The 17099-nt window shown below is 40.0% G+C and carries 17 protein-coding genes and 1 pseudogene; 1 reads left to right on the top strand and 17 read right to left on the bottom strand.

Annotated features, from left to right (window positions below):
- Nucleotide 1: 1 nt before the first annotated feature.
- The 14 genes and pseudogenes from rplV to J2S23_RS04825 all read right to left on the bottom strand — a co-directional run bounded on the left by rplV (nt 2) and on the right by J2S23_RS04825 (nt 11933).
- Nucleotides 2-349, bottom strand: a complete 348-nt coding sequence (gene rplV, locus J2S23_RS04885) for a 50S ribosomal protein L22 (RefSeq protein ID WP_307121635.1) — start codon at nt 347-349, stop codon at nt 2-4.
- Between the two features lie 15 nt (nt 350-364).
- Nucleotides 365-646 (bottom strand): 30S ribosomal protein S19, encoded by a 282-nt coding sequence (rpsS, locus tag J2S23_RS04880; RefSeq protein ID WP_000533766.1) that lies wholly within the window; start codon nt 644-646, stop codon nt 365-367.
- A 100-nt stretch (nt 647-746) separates the two neighbouring features.
- A complete protein-coding gene (gene rplB, locus J2S23_RS04875) occupies nt 747-1580 on the bottom strand; it encodes a 50S ribosomal protein L2 (protein WP_307121634.1) in 834 nt (277 codons plus the stop codon).
- A gap of 17 nt (nt 1581-1597) precedes the next feature.
- Nucleotides 1598-1894, bottom strand: coding sequence for a 50S ribosomal protein L23 (locus tag J2S23_RS04870; RefSeq protein WP_307121633.1), 297 nt, complete (start codon nt 1892-1894; stop codon nt 1598-1600).
- Nucleotides 1894-2517, bottom strand: coding sequence for a 50S ribosomal protein L4 (gene rplD, locus J2S23_RS04865; protein ID WP_307121632.1), 624 nt, complete (start codon nt 2515-2517; stop codon nt 1894-1896). The genes J2S23_RS04870 and rplD overlap by 1 nt, the downstream gene beginning before the upstream one ends.
- A gap of 23 nt (nt 2518-2540) precedes the next feature.
- Nucleotides 2541-3167: a 50S ribosomal protein L3 gene (rplC, locus tag J2S23_RS04860; RefSeq protein ID WP_307121631.1), complete on the bottom strand. Its 627-nt coding sequence runs from the start codon at nt 3165-3167 to the stop codon at nt 2541-2543.
- Between the two features lie 73 nt (nt 3168-3240).
- Complete coding sequence (rpsJ, locus tag J2S23_RS04855; protein WP_307121630.1) at nt 3241-3549, bottom strand: 30S ribosomal protein S10; 309 nt, start codon at nt 3547-3549, stop codon at nt 3241-3243.
- Nucleotides 3550-3948: 399 nt separating this feature from the next.
- Nucleotides 3949-4809: a DegV family protein gene (locus J2S23_RS04850; protein ID WP_307121629.1), complete on the bottom strand. Its 861-nt coding sequence runs from the start codon at nt 4807-4809 to the stop codon at nt 3949-3951.
- A gap of 8 nt (nt 4810-4817) precedes the next feature.
- Nucleotides 4818-5546, bottom strand: a complete 729-nt coding sequence (gene rlmB, locus J2S23_RS04845) for a 23S rRNA (guanosine(2251)-2'-O)-methyltransferase RlmB (RefSeq protein WP_307121628.1) — start codon at nt 5544-5546, stop codon at nt 4818-4820.
- Nucleotides 5547-5633: 87 nt separating this feature from the next.
- The gene (locus tag J2S23_RS04840; protein WP_307121627.1) at nt 5634-8168 is read right to left on the bottom strand and encodes a hypothetical protein; all 2535 of its coding nucleotides are present in this window, start codon (nt 8166-8168) and stop codon (nt 5634-5636) included.
- Nucleotides 8169-8222: 54 nt separating this feature from the next.
- The gene (locus tag J2S23_RS04835; protein WP_307121626.1) at nt 8223-9359 is read right to left on the bottom strand and encodes a PTS transporter subunit EIIC; all 1137 of its coding nucleotides are present in this window, start codon (nt 9357-9359) and stop codon (nt 8223-8225) included.
- A 126-nt stretch (nt 9360-9485) separates the two neighbouring features.
- A pseudogene (locus tag J2S23_RS11310) lies at nt 9486-9581 on the bottom strand (PTS transporter subunit EIIB); the annotation flags it as partial.
- Nucleotides 9582-9684: 103 nt separating this feature from the next.
- The gene (locus J2S23_RS04830; protein WP_307121625.1) at nt 9685-11022 is read right to left on the bottom strand and encodes a glycoside hydrolase family 140 protein; all 1338 of its coding nucleotides are present in this window, start codon (nt 11020-11022) and stop codon (nt 9685-9687) included.
- Between the two features lie 5 nt (nt 11023-11027).
- The gene (locus J2S23_RS04825) at nt 11028-11933 is read right to left on the bottom strand and encodes an alpha/beta hydrolase (RefSeq protein WP_307121624.1); all 906 of its coding nucleotides are present in this window, start codon (nt 11931-11933) and stop codon (nt 11028-11030) included.
- A 134-nt stretch (nt 11934-12067) separates the two neighbouring features.
- Here J2S23_RS04825 and J2S23_RS04820 point away from each other — a divergent pair, with 134 nt between their 5' ends.
- The gene (locus J2S23_RS04820) at nt 12068-13066 is read left to right on the top strand and encodes an AraC family transcriptional regulator (protein ID WP_307121623.1); all 999 of its coding nucleotides are present in this window, start codon (nt 12068-12070) and stop codon (nt 13064-13066) included.
- A gap of 171 nt (nt 13067-13237) precedes the next feature.
- Here the strand turns inward: J2S23_RS04820 and J2S23_RS04815 are convergent, their stop codons facing one another.
- The 3 genes from J2S23_RS04815 to J2S23_RS04805 all read right to left on the bottom strand — a co-directional run bounded on the left by J2S23_RS04815 (nt 13238) and on the right by J2S23_RS04805 (nt 17096).
- Entirely contained in the window at nt 13238-13999 is a 762-nt protein-coding gene (locus tag J2S23_RS04815; protein WP_307121622.1) for a nucleoside hydrolase-like domain-containing protein, read from the bottom strand.
- A gap of 201 nt (nt 14000-14200) precedes the next feature.
- Nucleotides 14201-15655: an FGGY-family carbohydrate kinase gene (locus J2S23_RS04810; RefSeq protein WP_307121621.1), complete on the bottom strand. Its 1455-nt coding sequence runs from the start codon at nt 15653-15655 to the stop codon at nt 14201-14203.
- Between the two features lie 4 nt (nt 15656-15659).
- Nucleotides 15660-17096 carry an L-fucose/L-arabinose isomerase family protein gene (locus J2S23_RS04805; RefSeq protein ID WP_307121620.1) on the bottom strand — a complete coding sequence of 479 codons (1437 nt, stop codon included), beginning with the start codon at nt 17094-17096 and terminating at the stop codon, nt 15660-15662.
- Nucleotides 17097-17099 lie beyond the last annotated feature (3 nt).

Raw genomic sequence — 17099 nt, 5'->3', positions numbered from 1 at the left:
CCTAGTTTACTTCAGATACAACTACAGTGATGTGAGATGTACGTTTATTGATTGGTGAAGCTGAACCTTTCGCACGTGGACGGAAACGTTTCATCGTTGGTCCTTCGTTTGCAAAAGCTTCGCTAACCACCAAGTTAGCTTTTTCCAAACCGAAGTTGTTTTCAGCGTTTGCAATAGCTGAATTCAACACTGACAAGATGATGCCAGCAGCTTTGTTTGGAGTGAATGTCAAGATGGCAATTGCGTCTGCAACGTTTTTGCCACGAATAGTGTCAAGCACAAGACGTGTTTTACGAGGTGAAACACGCACTGTACGAGCCATTGCTTTAGCTGAAGTAATTTCTGCCATTGTGTTCTCCTTCTATTATTTACGTCTAGTTTTCTTGTCGTCAGCAGCATGACCTTTGTAAGTACGTGTTGGTGCAAATTCACCAAGTTTGTGACCTACCATGTCTTCCTGAATGTATACAGGAACATGTTTACGACCATCATAAACTGCGATTGTATAACCGATAAAGCTTGGAAAAATCGTTGAACGACGTGACCAAGTTTTGATTACTTTTTTCTTTTCGTCATTCGCTTGAGCTTCAACTTTTTTCATCAAATGCTCATCGACGAAAGGTCCTTTTTTAAGACTACGTCCCATTATGTAGTTTTCTCCTTTAAATTATGTACCACAACGGCCTGTCGACCAAAGTCGACTACCGAGCTGGCGGATGTGTGATCATTAGCTAACTAACCAAAGATTATTTTTGGTTACGACGACGAACGATAAGTTTGTCTGATTTAGCTTTCTTATTACGTGTTTTAAGACCAAGTGCTGGTTTGCCCCATGGTGTAGATGGCGCTTTACGACCAACTGGTGCTTTACCTTCACCACCACCGTGCGGGTGATCATTAGGGTTCATTACAGAACCGCGAACTGTTGGACGGATACCTTTCCAACGGCTACGACCTGCTTTACCAAGGTTAACAAGTCCGTGTTGTTCGTTACCTACAGTACCGATAGTTGCACGACAAGTTCCCAAGATCATACGAACTTCGCCAGATTGCAAACGTACGAGGACGTATTTGCCTTCTTGACCCAATACTTGAGCAGATGCACCTGCCGCACGTACCAATTCAGCACCGCGACCTGGTTTCAACTCAATGTTGTGTACCACTGTACCAACCGGAATGTTAGCAAGCGGAAGGGCGTTACCGACTTTGATATCAGCTTCTGGACCAGAAACAATGCGTTGACCTACTTCAAGACCTTTTGGTGCAATGATGTAAGCTTTCACACCGTCTGTATAGTGCACAAGAGCGATGTTTGCAGTACGGTTTGGATCGTATTCGATTGTTTTAACAATCGCTTCAACGTTGTCTTTGTTACGTTTGAAGTCGATGATACGGTAATGACGTTTGTGTCCACCACCATGGTGACGAACTGTGATACGACCGTTGTTGTTACGACCTGCTGTTTTCTTTAAAGAAACAAGCAAGCTTTTCTCTGGTGTATTTGTTGTAATTTCAGCAAAATCCAAAGAAGTCATGTTACGACGGCCATTTGTCGTTGGTTTATAAACTTTAATACCCACGTGAATTCCTCCTTAGATTATTCAGCTTCAACTGCGAACAACTCAATAGCTTTTGAGTCTTCTGTCAAAGTGATGATTGCTTTCTTAACTTTGTTAGTGTAACCAACATAACGACCAACGCGTTTTTGTTTTGGTTTAACTGTAACTGTGTTGACGTTAGCAACTTTTACGCCTTCAAATGCAGCTTCAACAGCTTGCTTGATCAAAAGCTTGTGTGCACGTGTGTCAACTTCGAACACATATTTGCCAGCTTCCAGCTCAGTCATAGACTTTTCTGTGATGATAGGCTTTTTAATTACGTCGTACAAATTCATTATGCAAGAACCTCCTCAATAGTAGAGATAGCTGCTTTTGTTACAAGAAGTTTGTCCGCGCTTGTGATGTCAAGAACGCTTGCAGTAGCTGCAGTTGTTACCTTAACATTTGGAAGGTTACGAGCTGACAACGCTGCGAATTCGTTCCCTTCTTCAAGGATAACCAAAACTTTTGTATCAAGGCTAAGCGCTGCAAGTACTTTCGCAAACTCAGCAGTTTTTGGAGCTGCAAATGAAAGAGATTCAACAGCTACAAATTTGTTTTCAGCAACTTTTTCTGAATAAACTGATTTCAATGCTAGGCGACGAACTTTTTGTGGAAGTTTGTAGCCGTATGACCGTGGAGTTGGTCCGAAGACAACACCACCACCACGCCATTGTGGAGAGCGGATAGAACCTTGACGGGCACGACCTGTACCTTTTTGGCGCCATGGTTTGCGTCCGCCACCTGATACAGCTGAACGGTTTTTAACCGCATGAGTACCTTGGCGAAGGCTAGCACGTTGGCTGATGATAACATCAAATACTACTGATTCATTTGGCTCGATACCAAAGATCGCGTCGTTCAATGTTACTTCGCCAGCTTCTTTACCAGCTTGATCAAACAATTTTACTTTTGCCATGTTGACTGATTCCCCTTTCCTTATTATTTAGCAGCTTTGACTGCTGATTTGATGATGATAAGAGATTTCTTAGCACCAGGTACGTTACCTTTGATAAGGATAACGTTCTTTTCTGGAACAACTTGAACAATTTCAAGGTTTTGAATCGTCACGCGATTCCCACCCATGCGTCCAGCAAGTTTTTTGCCTTTGAAAACACGGTTAGGTGCGACAGGACCCATTGACCCTGGACGACGGTGGTAACGAGAACCGTGAGCCATTGGACCGCGTGATTGACCATGGCGCTTGATAACCCCTTGGAAACCTTTACCTTTAGTTGTACCTGTGACGTCAACAACATCACCAGCTTCGAATGTATCTACAGTGATTTCTGCACCAACTTCTAAGCCTTCAATGTTTTTGAATTCACGAATGAAGCGCTTAGGAGCCGTATTTGCTTTAGCAGCATGGCCTTTGGCAGGTTTGTTGCTCAAGATATCACGTTTGTCATCAAAACCAACTTGAACAGCAGCGTAGCCATCTGTTTCAACGGTTTTCACTTGAAGCACTACGTTAGGAGTTGCTTCGATGACAGTTACAGGGATGAATTCACCTGATTCAGTGAAGACTTGAGTCATTCCCACTTTTTTCCCTAAGATTCCTTTTGTCATGAGAAAATATTTCCTTTTCTTATTTTTACTTAAAAAGTTTTTAACGAGCGTTTTTTATGCTCAGGCAATCAAATTAAAGTTTGATTTCGACGTTAACACCACTTGGCAAGTCAAGTTTCATCAAAGCATCAACCGTTTTTTGAGTTGGCTCAATGATATCGATCAAGCGTTTGTGTGTACGCATTTCAAATTGTTCGCGAGAGTCTTTGTATTTGTGAGTCGCACGAATAATGGTATAGAGACTACGCTCAGTTGGAAGTGGTACAGGACCAGCAATTTGAGCTCCAGTACGAGAAGCAGTTTCTACGATTTTTGCAGCAGCTGTATCAAGCGTACGGTGTTCGTATGCTTTCAAGCGAATGCGGATTTTTTTGTTTGCCATCTTGTTCTCCTTTTTTCGTCTATTTAAGATAATAGGCTAGCTCTTCGAGAAAACCAACACGGATTGCGTGGCAATGCAACCAAGCGTGTCGCAACCTCTCGCGTCAAAGCTAAAGCTGTAATTTTTACAGCACCATAGTATGATAACAAATCTATTGGGAGATTGCAAGCTATTTGATGTTTTTTTTATTTTTTTAATGAAGGTTGTTTATTTCTTTAATGAAGGTTGTTTATTTCTTTAATGATTCCCTTATTAAAGTGACTGAACTGATATGATCTTTCTGCTAAACCGTCTCTCTTCTATATGATGGATAGCTTGCAGAAATCGCTTTTCAGATACTACTTCATTTATAATAGAAGAAAAAGACACCTTCGACTGATAGGCCGAAGATGTTAACTACTATCGCATTTGTTTCCCAATCGTAAAGATTGCTTGGGTCCCAGGTCCAACATGGGCCGCAATGATGGGCCCCAGCGGGAACAGGTGGACTTCCTCTATAGAAGGTTCCGTGAGCAGTCTTTCTTTTATCGATTCTGCCGTTTCAATATCGTCCGCATAAGCAACGATGGCAACTGGTTCAGCGATATCCTGAAGAGCCAACTGGATAAATTCTGTCATTGCTTTTTTGCGTCCACGAACCTTAGCTACCGACTCCAGCTTACCGTCTCTTTGAATCGAAATAATGGGTTTGATGTTGACCAAACCTCCTATAAAAGCAGAAGCCTTGGAGATCCGACCACCCCTCATCAGGTGATTAAGATCATCCACCAAGAAATGAGTCTTGAGGCGAGAAGCCAGGTCTGCGATTTTGTCACAGGTCTCTTCTAGGGATAAGCCAGCGTCTCGCAGACGAGCTGCCTCCATAACCAAATACCCTTCACCCGCTGAGGCCGCTAAGGTGTCCACAATGGTAATTGTTGCCCCAGGATAATCGTCCAAAACCATGTCACGTGCCATAACAGCGGACTGATAGGTCCCAGAAAGCGCTGATGAGAAGGCAACATAAAGAACAGCAATTCCTGATTGGGCTTTTTCGGTAAAATAAGCTTCAAATTGACCAACATTGATTTGACTGGTTGTCGGCTGACTACCAGCCGCCATCTTTTCCAGCAAAACAGGGCTCGTAAGCTGGTCTGGCCCCACTGTCTCGTAATGAACCCCATCTAATTGCACGGTCAAACCAAGCACATCAACCTGATGCTCTGTCAACCATTGGGTTGCTAAATCCGCTGTTGAATCTGTTAAAATTTGAAATATCATAAAACTCCTTACTGACGATTGCGGTATACTTCATACATGAGAACGGCAGCTGCTACACTGGCGTTAAGGCTCTGCACATGCCCACTCATCGGGATGGTAATCATCTCATCTACCTGCTTTTTAATATTAGCCGAAATTCCCTTGCCTTCATTGCCAATAATCAAGGCCACCTTGCCTGCTGTGTTCCACTTGGTCGATGGGGTCCCGTCCATATCTGTCCCAAAAATCCAAAAACCCGCTTCCTTGAACTTGTCTAGAGTCTGGGAGAGATTGGTCACTCGGGCAATCGGCATATGCTCCACAGCACCTGTCGAGGTCTTTGCCACCACTGGTGTCACTCCGACCGCACGATGCTTGGGAATGATGACACCTGAAACATTGGTCGCATCTGCTGTCCGCAAAATCGAACCAAAATTATGAGGGTCATTGAGACCATCTAGAATAAGAACCAAGGGATTTTCCTCAGTTGCGACCTTTGCTAAAATCGTGTCCAACTCGGCATAAGCGTACTCCGCCACACGCAGGACAAACCCTTGGTGGACAGCTCCCTCTGTCATTTCTGACAGGGTCTTTTTAGGCGTCCAAGAAATGGATACTTTTTTCTCTGCTGCTAAAGCCTTGACCTTATCCACATTCTTGCCACGCAAGTCATCTTGCACATAGAGCTTATTGCCTGTATTGGCCTGTAAACTCTCCATTACGGCATGCACGCCGTAAACAATATCTGTTTTTTCCATAGGGCTATTATAACAAAAAGAAACTTGAATCATCAAGTTTCTTTGCTTTTGTATTTGTCTATGATAGTGATTAAGTGTATGAACTGATTATATTTCAGCAATCAATTTTATCTGGCCCTTAAGCCCAAACGGCTCCACTGTTAGGTACTGGTTTAAACCACCTCGAAATTGAGTTCCTAAAGTATTCGTCACCTCAATTCGGATAGTATTTCGTCCTGTTTTTAAAAAAGGTGCCACATCAAAGACATATGGTGGTGCAATGCGAACACCAGTTGACTTACCGTTAATAAATACTTCTACTATTTCGTATGCTCGTTCCAAAACCAAACCTATTATTTTAGAGGCCTCTTCTACTTCGAATTGACTCTCATAGGCTACTGTCCCAACATATCGCTCATATCCTGATAATTCATTTATGAACGTCAGTTCTGGTAAATTTGTTAATGTGTTAAAAACAGGGTATTCTATTGCACTTGATAGAGACACCTCCCATTTACCTTTTAATGGTAGCAACATTTCAAAGTTATTACGCGGTACGTCGATATCGATACCTCTGCCATCCTCCCCAAAAACCCACATAATGGTTTCATACGGTTTTAGGATTAGCCGATGATCTATGACTGAACTATATTTGTCAAGATAAGCATCGTAAGCTACTGGATTACCTTCTATATTTGAAAAATATACCTTCGAATTTACTATTTCTGATAAACTTTCATTAAAGAACAAATAATAATCTTTTTCGCTTTTTTGATAATGGTAATAAACTAAATCTGGAAAAGCAGTTTCTAAGATGATATCTGTCATGTTTGCCAAGGTATTCGTTAATTGAGAAAGATCCACCACTTCATATCCACTTTTTAGTTTTATAGCGGTTTTAGGCTTTTTATTAATCAGTAACACTTTGACACCATTATCAAGTAACCGATTCAAAGTAGCAACCACACGTTCTGAATAATATTCCGCCTCCGGAACCACCAATGCCTTAAAATTTTCTTCATTGATAGCAAGTTTTCCATCTTCACAACTGCCAAACTCTATATGATCTAAGCTAACAATGTCCATATCTAGCTGATGTTCCGTTAACTCTCGTGTCACAAGCTCAACTGACATCGCTTGTCCACCCCACTCCAATTCAGCTGGGTATAATACCGCAACAGAAGCGATATGTTTCCCTTCACTTAAGTAGCTCATAATGCGATTGGCATACGTTGTTAAATGATGCATGTATCGATACTGAGGATTGTGTCCATGAGCATAAAAATGTGGCGGGCAATCAAAGTCTGGAAAAGTTTTTGGAGAAAAAGCGTGGGGAACGATATAATTGATCCCTCTAACCATCAAATGATCTGTTATCCATTTCATCGTTTTAAGCCCTTCATTCCAACCGTATGCTCCAAAGGCTTCACACATAGCGCGTCCTTGCTTATGAGGAGACAGGTGAGCTGCAGACACTCCTAATTTAGCCAGCGCATAATGGTAAAACTGACCATCACTGCCCCCTGTCTGATAAGCATCATGATGATATGGCATTCCTGGAACAATTTGTCCACCTATCACATCAATCCCTGAAAAATGTTGTGCTTCCTGCCCTCTAAAAAAATGCCCAGCGCCATACCCCAATCGACTATGGGCACCATTGTCCTCTATATTATGGCCGACATAATCAACTCCATGGCTAGAGCACCATTCTGCTAAGACTTTCGTAAAATTTTGATGATATAGCTTAGTTATTAAATCCATGTATTTCACACGGATTTCTTTCTCCGAACCGTCTTTTGAGGAAGTCCATAAGAGTATTAAATGACTCGGTTCGAAAGTCAATTCTTTCTCCAAACCTGATCGCCAAGGTAACACTTGCTCTGTTCCAATTCGTGCTTGTGTTCCCTTAATGTTTCCAAAACGGGGTTCATCTGAGAAAAAGGCTGTTATTGTCCTCCCAAAATACTGACTTAACTTTTGATAATGCCTCTCATAAACTTCGTCTACCAAAACCTGAGTTGCATCCGATACTAGGGGATTAAGGTAATCCTTTGTGCTTTCTTCACCACCTTCATAAGTTGAAAAAATTACAAATACCGACCAGTCTCCCTTTGGAATATCTAAAAATATTGTATCGTCCTTATACCGGCTACTAATATCATACAACTGGCATATATCGACAGGATCCCCTTCTTCAGTGCGGTTATGAGGTCGTCCAACTAGGTAAGTTCCAATTACCTCAATTATATCTGTTTGTCCTATTTCCCATGGTCGCCCTTTTAATTGACTCGCATCTATCCGCGCACCTTCAAATGGCCCAACAAGATCAAATCTCCTATACGTTAAATATTGTTTGCGATATTGAGGATAGTGCTCTTTTATTTTCCCATTAGCATAGCCTGTAGGAAAATGCGAATCATCTAAAATCCATGCCTTAATTTCTCGCTTTTGACATTCTTCAAGAATAATTTCAAGGTCTCGCCACCACTTGTCGCCAACAAAATCAGGGTGTGGACGTGACTCTATACAAACTCCTCGCATTCCAGATTGATAAATTTTAGAAACATAATCTCGTAAAACTACCTCACTCTCCCCATGTTGCCAAAAAAAAGGATAAAAATGATTAGTAACGTTTGTCATTGTAAACCTCCAGATAAAGAATAGACTCGACTAAGAAGCCAAGCCTATTTCATTTTATGCTTTTATTTTCTTTTCTTCACCGGTTCCCAAAACAAAGTTCAAAATAATTGGAACAAAGAATGCTACTGCTGCTGCAATTATAAAGGAATACATTCTATGCAAACTATTTGTTTGTGGATCAATGAATAGAGGAAATGCCATCAAACCACCATTCCCGAAACCATAGATTTTAGCATTAGCAAAGGCTTGAATTGCTCCAGCCAGTCCTCCAGAAATAAAGGCATAGACAAATTGGCGACGATACGGAAGAGCTACACTATAAATAATCGGTTCAGTGATACCAATCAGCCCTGTAATACCAACTGAATAACCCATTGATTTATTTTTAGCATTTTTGGTTTTCAATGCAAATCCAATAGCAGCTCCAGCTAGCGCAAATACTGTAACTTGGAAGACTGCATTAATCGGATCTTGTCCAAGATTTGTAATGTTATTGATGAGTACTGGAATAAAAGCATAGTGTAAACCAAAAATAACAACTACTTGCCAGAAGGCTCCCCCAATAATTCCGAAGAGAATTGGACTAAAATTATAGATGGCCATAACAATTGCTGCTAAACCGTTTGATAACTGGGTCATCACAGGACCTAAAACTAAGAAAGCTAGTGGTGCTGTAACTACCAAAGTAATCAACGGTGTGAACATCCAACTAATTGTTTCGTGAATTCTCTGTGCTAGAAACTTCTCAATTTTAGCAGCTACAAAGGCTGCAACCATTGCAGGAAATAGTGACTGAGTATAATTAACAAGAACAACTGGAATCCCAAAGAATGAGATACTCTCACCAGCAGTTTGTAATGCAATGATATCCGGGAACACAAGAGAAGCTCCTAAAACGGCCCCTATAAATTGACTTCCACCAAATACTTTACTTGCATTAAACCCAACCCAAATAGGTAAAAAATAAAAGAAGCTCTGTGCTACAGCATACCAGATTTGATAAGCACCATCCGTTGGTTGCAGGAGTTTCATAGCAACTGCAAGAGCCAATAAACCTTTTAAAATCCCTGCAGCACCCATAATTCCAAATGTAGGGGTCATAATTCCTACAATACTCTTAAAGAATCGATTAAAAAGATTCCCTTGTTCTTTTTCGGTCGGAGCTTCCTCGTCTGTAATCGGAGCACCCATTGCTTTTAGAAATTCTTCATGAACTGTAGGAACAGTTAAACCAATAATAACTTGATATTGACCACCCGCAAAAACACTTCCATTGACTTTTTCTAGGCTGTCAATCGCCTCTTTCTGAACCTTGCTCTCGTCAACAAGAACAAGACGTAAACGCGTTGCGCAATGCGTCGCACGCGTTACATTCTCTGCCCCCCAACGAGGTCTAAAATGTTTTGAGCTAATGTTTCGTTTGTCATAAGCCTTCCCCTTTTTTATGATATTTAAATTGTAATCGTTTTCTATTAAATTGTAACTACCTATGTTTTAGAAAAAACATATCAGTTTTTTAGGACTGTTTTAGAATAACCAACAGTGTGTCATGAACAAATCGTGACATTTTAAAGGTTGTTTGATTCTTTTCTAGGTTAAACTCACACGTTGCTCCCGACCGCCTGTTATTTTCTAAATCAATAAAGTATGCATCCCGTTGACTATAATCTCCAGAAAGTTTTATCTGGATATTTGAAGGTACGTAGACTAAAATCAATCTCTCATTTTCTGCTATTCGGATTTCAGTTGCTACAGTCTTTCGTGACTCACTAGACTCCAGCATACCAGTGGACTTCCCGTTCAGCAATAGATGTTGCGCTGGTTCTATACCAAACAATTGTTCCGTCTCAAAAAATTGCCTAATAAAGCCATAGTCAGAGGCTCCTTCAAACTTTAATGCCTCTCGCCAATCATATGGCGTTTCAAAGGCTTCACCTATTGACGAATCAAAATAGAGATTCTCATCATGCCAACTCCAAATGCCATGAGCTCCGTAAGTGATTCCTGCATTCGCCCCTGCTAAAATGCTTTGCCACGCAACTTTTCTCACATCCTGTCGATTAAAACGTCCATATTCCCGACGACTATAGCCCATCATTTCATAACAAGGTTCCGAATTAATAACTGGCTTAGTCGGTTCTTTATGGTAAAAATAATCCGCTAAGCTATAAGCAGTTTCTTGAAATTGTTGGTTATGCCCAGACTGATACATATAAAAATCAACAGAAGGTTCCTTTAAAAAGTAAGCAGGAATCTCTTTATAACGACCTCTAATATGCATTGCTGTTAAAGAGTTTGGCGATAACTCTTTAACCTTTTCCAGTGCCTTACCGTAGTATTCTTCAATTACTTCTTGCGTTTGAAAATCAGTATCTCCACTAATAATGTAGAGGGGCTCATATCTATCATATCGAGAAACGATAGTCGTTACATAATCTTCAATGAGTTCTTTAGGAAACAAACCAACTTGCCTGATATTCATCTGACTAGCCCATGTATCTGGAATATAGTTTGCCCAAAGTAAAACAAGAGCAACTGTTATTCCTTTCTCATAAGCCATACCTATCATTCGTTCTGCTCTTTCAAAATAGTCCTCATTAGGCTGAGAATAATCAAAATAACCATTCTCCTTTTGACTAAATGGTAGAATACCTAAACGTGAGCTACTAGAATCCCATTGCCAAAGCATATTTACTTGTATGACATTAAATCCTTGCTCTTTACGGTAATTCAAGTAATATTCCCAATCCTCTTCTGAGATATTTGTAAAAGCACTCCAACATGTATCTGCTAAATAAAAAGTTTCTTTCCCATTTTTTGTAAATACACGCTTATTGTTACTAACTTTAAACATATCTTCTACCTCCCTTTGTAAAAGCCTCCTCGAATTGTTTTATTTGGATAAATCCACTCTAAAAACAAATCTACCCATTTGTACACCTGAGCATCTTCATTACTTGACTTAACCCCAGTTCGCAAATCGCCTAGGACTAACCCATGTTTTCCCTTATCAAATAGATGTAATTCATAAGGGATTTGATGGTAATCTAATTGCAAAGCAAATCTTAAGGCGTTCTCTGCGGGAACTAGTTTATCTTCTCTCGTATGCCAAATAAATGCTGGCGGAGTCATTGTGGTCACATGCAATATGGGGTTCATCGCATCTATCAACTCTTGGTTCGGAGTTACACTCCCGGTTGTAGCATAAGTGATAGAATCTATCTCTCCAAAATCCAACTTGCGTTTTGGTGTAAAATCTAAAGCGGCATAAGCCAAAAGCAAATGAGTAGGTCTATACAATTCTTTGGGTTTTCCCACTTTTTCTTCCAACCATTCTTCGTGCCACAAAGTTCCTAATTGAGCCGCAAGATTCCCCCCTGCTGAATATCCTGAAACAATAATTTGATTAGTATTAATTGAGAATTCTTCAGCATTTTCTCTTAAGTAAATAACTGCTAGCGCTAGTTCAATTAACGGATTAGGAAATACTGAAACCGGATTTTCAGGAAGCTCTTCAACTTTATTAACATTGAATCTCTCAAGTCCTTCTGTCGCATAATGAACTACAACAACATGAAAACCTTCTGCTAAAAATCTGAGCGCTACCGCTTCATCTTCTCGAAAAGATGTCCATAAATAAGCACCTCCCGGGCATATAACAATCGTCGGGAAAAGACGTTCACGATCTATCTCTTCATTGGCTTCTTGAAAATAGTATTTAGCATAGGCGCCGTTTTGACCGATTTTTCTCTCAAAAAATTTCATAGCTTCTCCTATCATTATTTTGTTTAATAAACTAAAAAATTTAATAGTGAATACACCTTGAATTATAACGCGTCCATGATAAAATAGAACTAACAAATCATTAGAAATACACTATCAATTCTTTAGGAGTAACGATGGATTTTAAGCGTTTAGAAAAATATTTGTTTGCATTAACTGATAGCGAGAAACGATATCTTGAAAATGATGTCCCTGATTATTACAAGCATCCAACAACAACTATTCAAAATAGATCAGTATATCATTTTTCATACAAGCAATTTCCCAAAGATAAAATAATTCCTTTCTTTATACGAAAACAAAGTCGATTTGTACCTGTTCCAGAACACGTCACAGATGTCATCGAAATTAATTATGTCTACAAAGGAACTGGGCATCAGAAAATTAACGGTAGAACCATTACTCTCAAACAAGGAGACCTAATTATCATTGATACAAATGCCAGCCACGAAGCTGAAGCTGTAGGTATAGATGATATTATTATCAGCATCAATGTTACTCAAGACTTCTTTAAACAACATTTCTCAAATCTTTCTAAAGACTCTTCAATTCTATCTCAATTCCTTTTTCAGGCTATCTCCCAAAGTCGCCATCATAACCAATATCTTATTTTTTGGGGTGAGGATACTCAAAATCTCCATCTTTTATTTCAACAATTACTGCACGAAACCTATTTTCCAACCCAATATTATGTTCAAATCCAAAGTCATTTTCTTCAATTAATTCTCCTAGAATTAATCACATCCTTTTCTGTAGAAGCAAATGGTATTAATAAAGATAGTGAAAAACAACAACTAACGTTAGATATTCTAAATTTCATTGACCATCACTATTTGACAGCAACACTATCTGACTGTGCAAAACATTTTGGTTATAATAGCAGTTATTTTAGCCAACTTGTCAAGCAAACAACCGGATTAACGTTTAAACAATTACTCCAATCCAAAAAGCTCGAAGTCAGCCTTATTCCTTTACTCCATTCCTCAGCATCTATTCAAGATATCGCTATTGATTCAGGGTTTTCAAACTTGAATCAATATTATAAACTCTTCAAAGAACACTATGGAATGACACCTGCTAAGTACCGATTAAGTAAGGGGGAACCTTCAATATAATCATTTCAACTATGCTATAACTATTTCTTAAAAAATCTGCTTCTTTCATTAAACCTCTTATCGACCGCTACTTTTCACCTTCTGGTATATGTTGTCATTACATCAAAAAAACCTAGGTTCATAGAATCACCTAGGTTTTTAAATTCGGTGTGAGCGTCATCTTTTCAGAATCTACGCTACCGTCACAATGATACGCCTATAACTTTTGAGAGGTAGTTCTGTTTGATTGCTAACTTCCGCGATCATATGTATGGTGTCTCCTGTTTTCGCATCTTCAGGGATCACGAATGATACAGCTTTCGTATCAGAGTTAGTTAGTGGTAAACTCCAATTGTTCTCCATTTGCTCAGAATGCCAGGAATCAATGACTTCTCTATTTCCAAGTTTCCATGATCTAGAGGTTAACGCTATATGGCTAAAGTCCCAATAGGTAGAAGCTTCATGATAACACCACCAGTTATACGTTAAAGCAAAACCATTAGGATCTGAGGCACTCACCTTAAGAGTGACTTCTTCTCCAGGTTTAGCTGACATGCTTTCCATTTCAGTGTCAATCTCTGGATAGTGACTGGCTTCTTCAAAGGTAGCTGCCACACACCATTTCGCACGCGCTGCAAAGTCTGACTGTATATCCTTAATCCATCGGTAAAGATTGTATTCTTGCTCAAAACGTTTTTCCTTTGGATTATAATCAATTGCTTTTTCAGTAGTATAAGTTTTAGGGTTTATTTCGGTGAAGCGTCCTCCCCATCCACCAAAACTTGGATGCTCGAATCCACGCAATCCTGTTTGTAGAAGATTGAAATAAGAAGGAGAGTCCCTTTCAGAAATAAAATCGTATCGGTCATAGTCAGGGTGGGTATCAAGCCATTCTTGTTGACCAAATTGATCTTTATCAATCTCACCTTCTAAATAGTAACCATCTCCAACCAAAGCATATTGGTTTAATAAAACTCCTTCAATGGCATCGTTATTATAGCCTATTTTTTCATTTTACAGCAAAAATTAGCAGAGAGATGCCCTAATTTTTACTTTATTTAGCACTGATTTTTTTAATCGCTACTTTTCCCATTTAAAGTCAAAAAAGAAAACCGAAGCGGCTTTCTTTTTTTTGATCTTTTATACACTGATAATCTATGAAGATGTCAATCTATTAACTGCTTGGTCCCAGCCTGCCAACTTTTCTAAACGAATAGAAGCAAAGGAGGGTTCAGGGGACATTCGATGACTACTCAGTTGATCAAGAATAGTTTCTGGATAGGCCCCACAAGATATACCAGCTAAATAGGCAACACCTGTACAGGAAGCCTCTTCTACAGTTGCAACATCAACATCTGCCTTAGCTAGATTACTTTGAAATTGCATGAGATAAGCATTCTTTGTCGGTCCACCATCAGCACTGATCCGTTTGATTTCTAGTTTCGAAACGGATTTCATAGCACTCAGAACGGCGTTGATTTGGTACGCAATACTTTCAAGACCAGCTTTAACCAATTCTGCTCGACCAGTTGTGCGCGTCATCCCAACAAAAGCAGCGGTGACATCATCTCTAAAATAAGGTGCTCCCAATCCAGAAAAAGCAGGTACTAGATATGTCTTATCCAAGGGATTCGCTTCGGCTACAAGCTGATTAAGCTCATCCATGTCTTCAAAAAGGTGAAGGCTATCTTTCAACCATGTCATAACAGCTCCAGAATAATTGATATTTCCTTCTATTACATAATGACATGTACCTTGAGACTGCCAACCTACAGAAACTGCAAGGTTTTCAGGCATAATAGATACTTCTGTCCCAATATTCATCATAATTGAAGAGCCAGTCCCATAAGTAGCCTTAATATCTCCTGCCTCGAACCCTTTGTGAGCAAAGAGTGCAGCATGAGAATCACCCATAACAGCATGAATAGGAACAGGATGGGGCAATATCCCATCAAAATCAGTCTCTCCAAAATTTGCATCTGAAGCTTCAATTTGAGGAAGACAGCTGACAGGGATCCCGAAAAGACTACATAATTCCTCATCCCATGCCCTCTTTTCAAGATTCATTAGCTGGGTGCGACTAGCATTGGAAACATCCGTCTTAAACGATTTCCCAGATGTGAGTTGATAAATCAGCCAAGAATCGACTGTCCCACAGGCAATTTGGTCAAGTTCTCCTTGATAGTGCTTTATTAACCAACTGTATTTAGCAGCAGAAAAATACGGAGATAAGGGCAACCCAGTTTTTCGTTTAACCATGGAAGCTTGAGAAACATCCATCTGATCCGTAATAGCCTTAGCACGCGCACATTGCCAGACAATTGCATTGTCAATCGGCTGACCAGTACCCTTATACCAGGCTAGGGCGGTTTCTCTCTGATTGGTGATTCCAACAGCGATCAACTTATTTTTATCAATATCTCGGATTAGTTCATCAACTAGATTAATGACATTGTCATAAATCTCTGTGGGATTATGGGAGACCCATCCCTGCTCACTGATAATCTGTTGATGAGCACAGCTGAGTTTTTTTACGATTTTTCCTTCCTGATCAAAAAGGAGTACCTTCGTTCCCTGAGTGCTTTGATCAATACCTATCACATAAGTCATAGGCTTAGCCTCGGGCAGGGCGGAAGTAGGTTGCATCATCCCCAGCCAGGTACGCCTTCACTTCATCTTCGATCGGATCGTAGAGGTCTGCTTTGATGCCTAGGTACTTACACGCTTCATAAAGCACTGGAACGACATCAGATTGAATAGCTGCCACGTGATGGATATATGGTCCATACACTAAATGTGATTCCAAACGGTTCAAATTGTCAAATTCCACATAACAGTATGTTCCTTGATTATAGGGACCATCAATTCCCTTGGCATTACCAATCAATAAAGAATACTCTCCATTATCCCCATCAAAGCGACACAAGGTATAATCTGTTTTCTTAGCTAGAAAACCAACTGAACCAGGATAATCAAAGACAAAATGGCGTGGTGGCAAAATTGGTTTTGTTTCAGCTGTTTGATAAGCAAACACCCCCAAATGTTGGAGCAATTCACCATTTGGATTTTCTGGATGGCGACAGTTAACATCAGCAAAGATAGCTCTGTGTTCTCCCATAGATGCAGCTTCTACTAAAAGTTCTGAAATCGCCCCATGAACATCTGTTTCACATACAAATGGAATGCCTTCTTCTTGCAAAAGAGACAAAGATGCGTAAGGTAAAATACCAATTTCTTCTTGAAGGGCTGTCCAACACTGAATGACACCAGCATTACAACCATAAAATTTGCACAAGTTTTCAAGAGCTACTTTTAAAGCAGCAACCATAGTCAATTCATCTGCAGTAATTTGAACTTCTGTATTTGTGTGGAACCAGTCTTCAACCGACTTTACTGTTTCAGTTTCTTCTACCTTAACGCGATTGATTTCATTGACCAATTCACGGATTGGAACTGGCGATAAGTCGATGTTGAACCGTTCCAATAACTCTCCCTCATTGCAGATAACCGTCCAGAAGTCAAATGGACGAGGACCAACTTGCAAAATACGAGTGTTTTTAAAGGTTTTGACAACATTACAAACCTTGACAAAATCTTTCACACCACGTTCAAATGCAGGGTCGTCTACATCAGAGTTCTTGATATAGGTAAAAGGTACCTTGAAACGGCGCAACACTTTTCCGATGGCAAAAAGGCCACACTGACTGTCACGCAACCGCGAACCATCTTCCGCAGGCGTTTCATCTTTTGGTCCCCACAGCAAGACAGGGACATCAAGCTGTTTTGCCAAGCGCGCAACTGCGTATTCTGTTCCAAAATTTTCGTTAGCGATAAAGAGGCCATCAATGCCTGCAGCCTTAAATTTTTCAGCAGCAGCATTGACACTCGCATCATCAAAAATCAACCCATCGTCATTAATATCCTTGATATCAATGTAATCAATAGCCCATTCATCTAATTTTTCACGTGTGTAATTAGCATACTCAATAGCTGCATCTGCACTAAACAAATTACGACGTGTTGGAGCAAATCCTAAAGTAACTTTATCCATTTT

Source organism: Streptococcus moroccensis, from assembly GCF_030812835.1.
Taxonomy (GTDB): domain Bacteria; phylum Bacillota; class Bacilli; order Lactobacillales; family Streptococcaceae; genus Streptococcus; species Streptococcus moroccensis.
The sequence above is the reverse complement of the archived record's forward strand: the minus strand, read 5'-3'. Positions and strand labels throughout refer to the sequence as shown.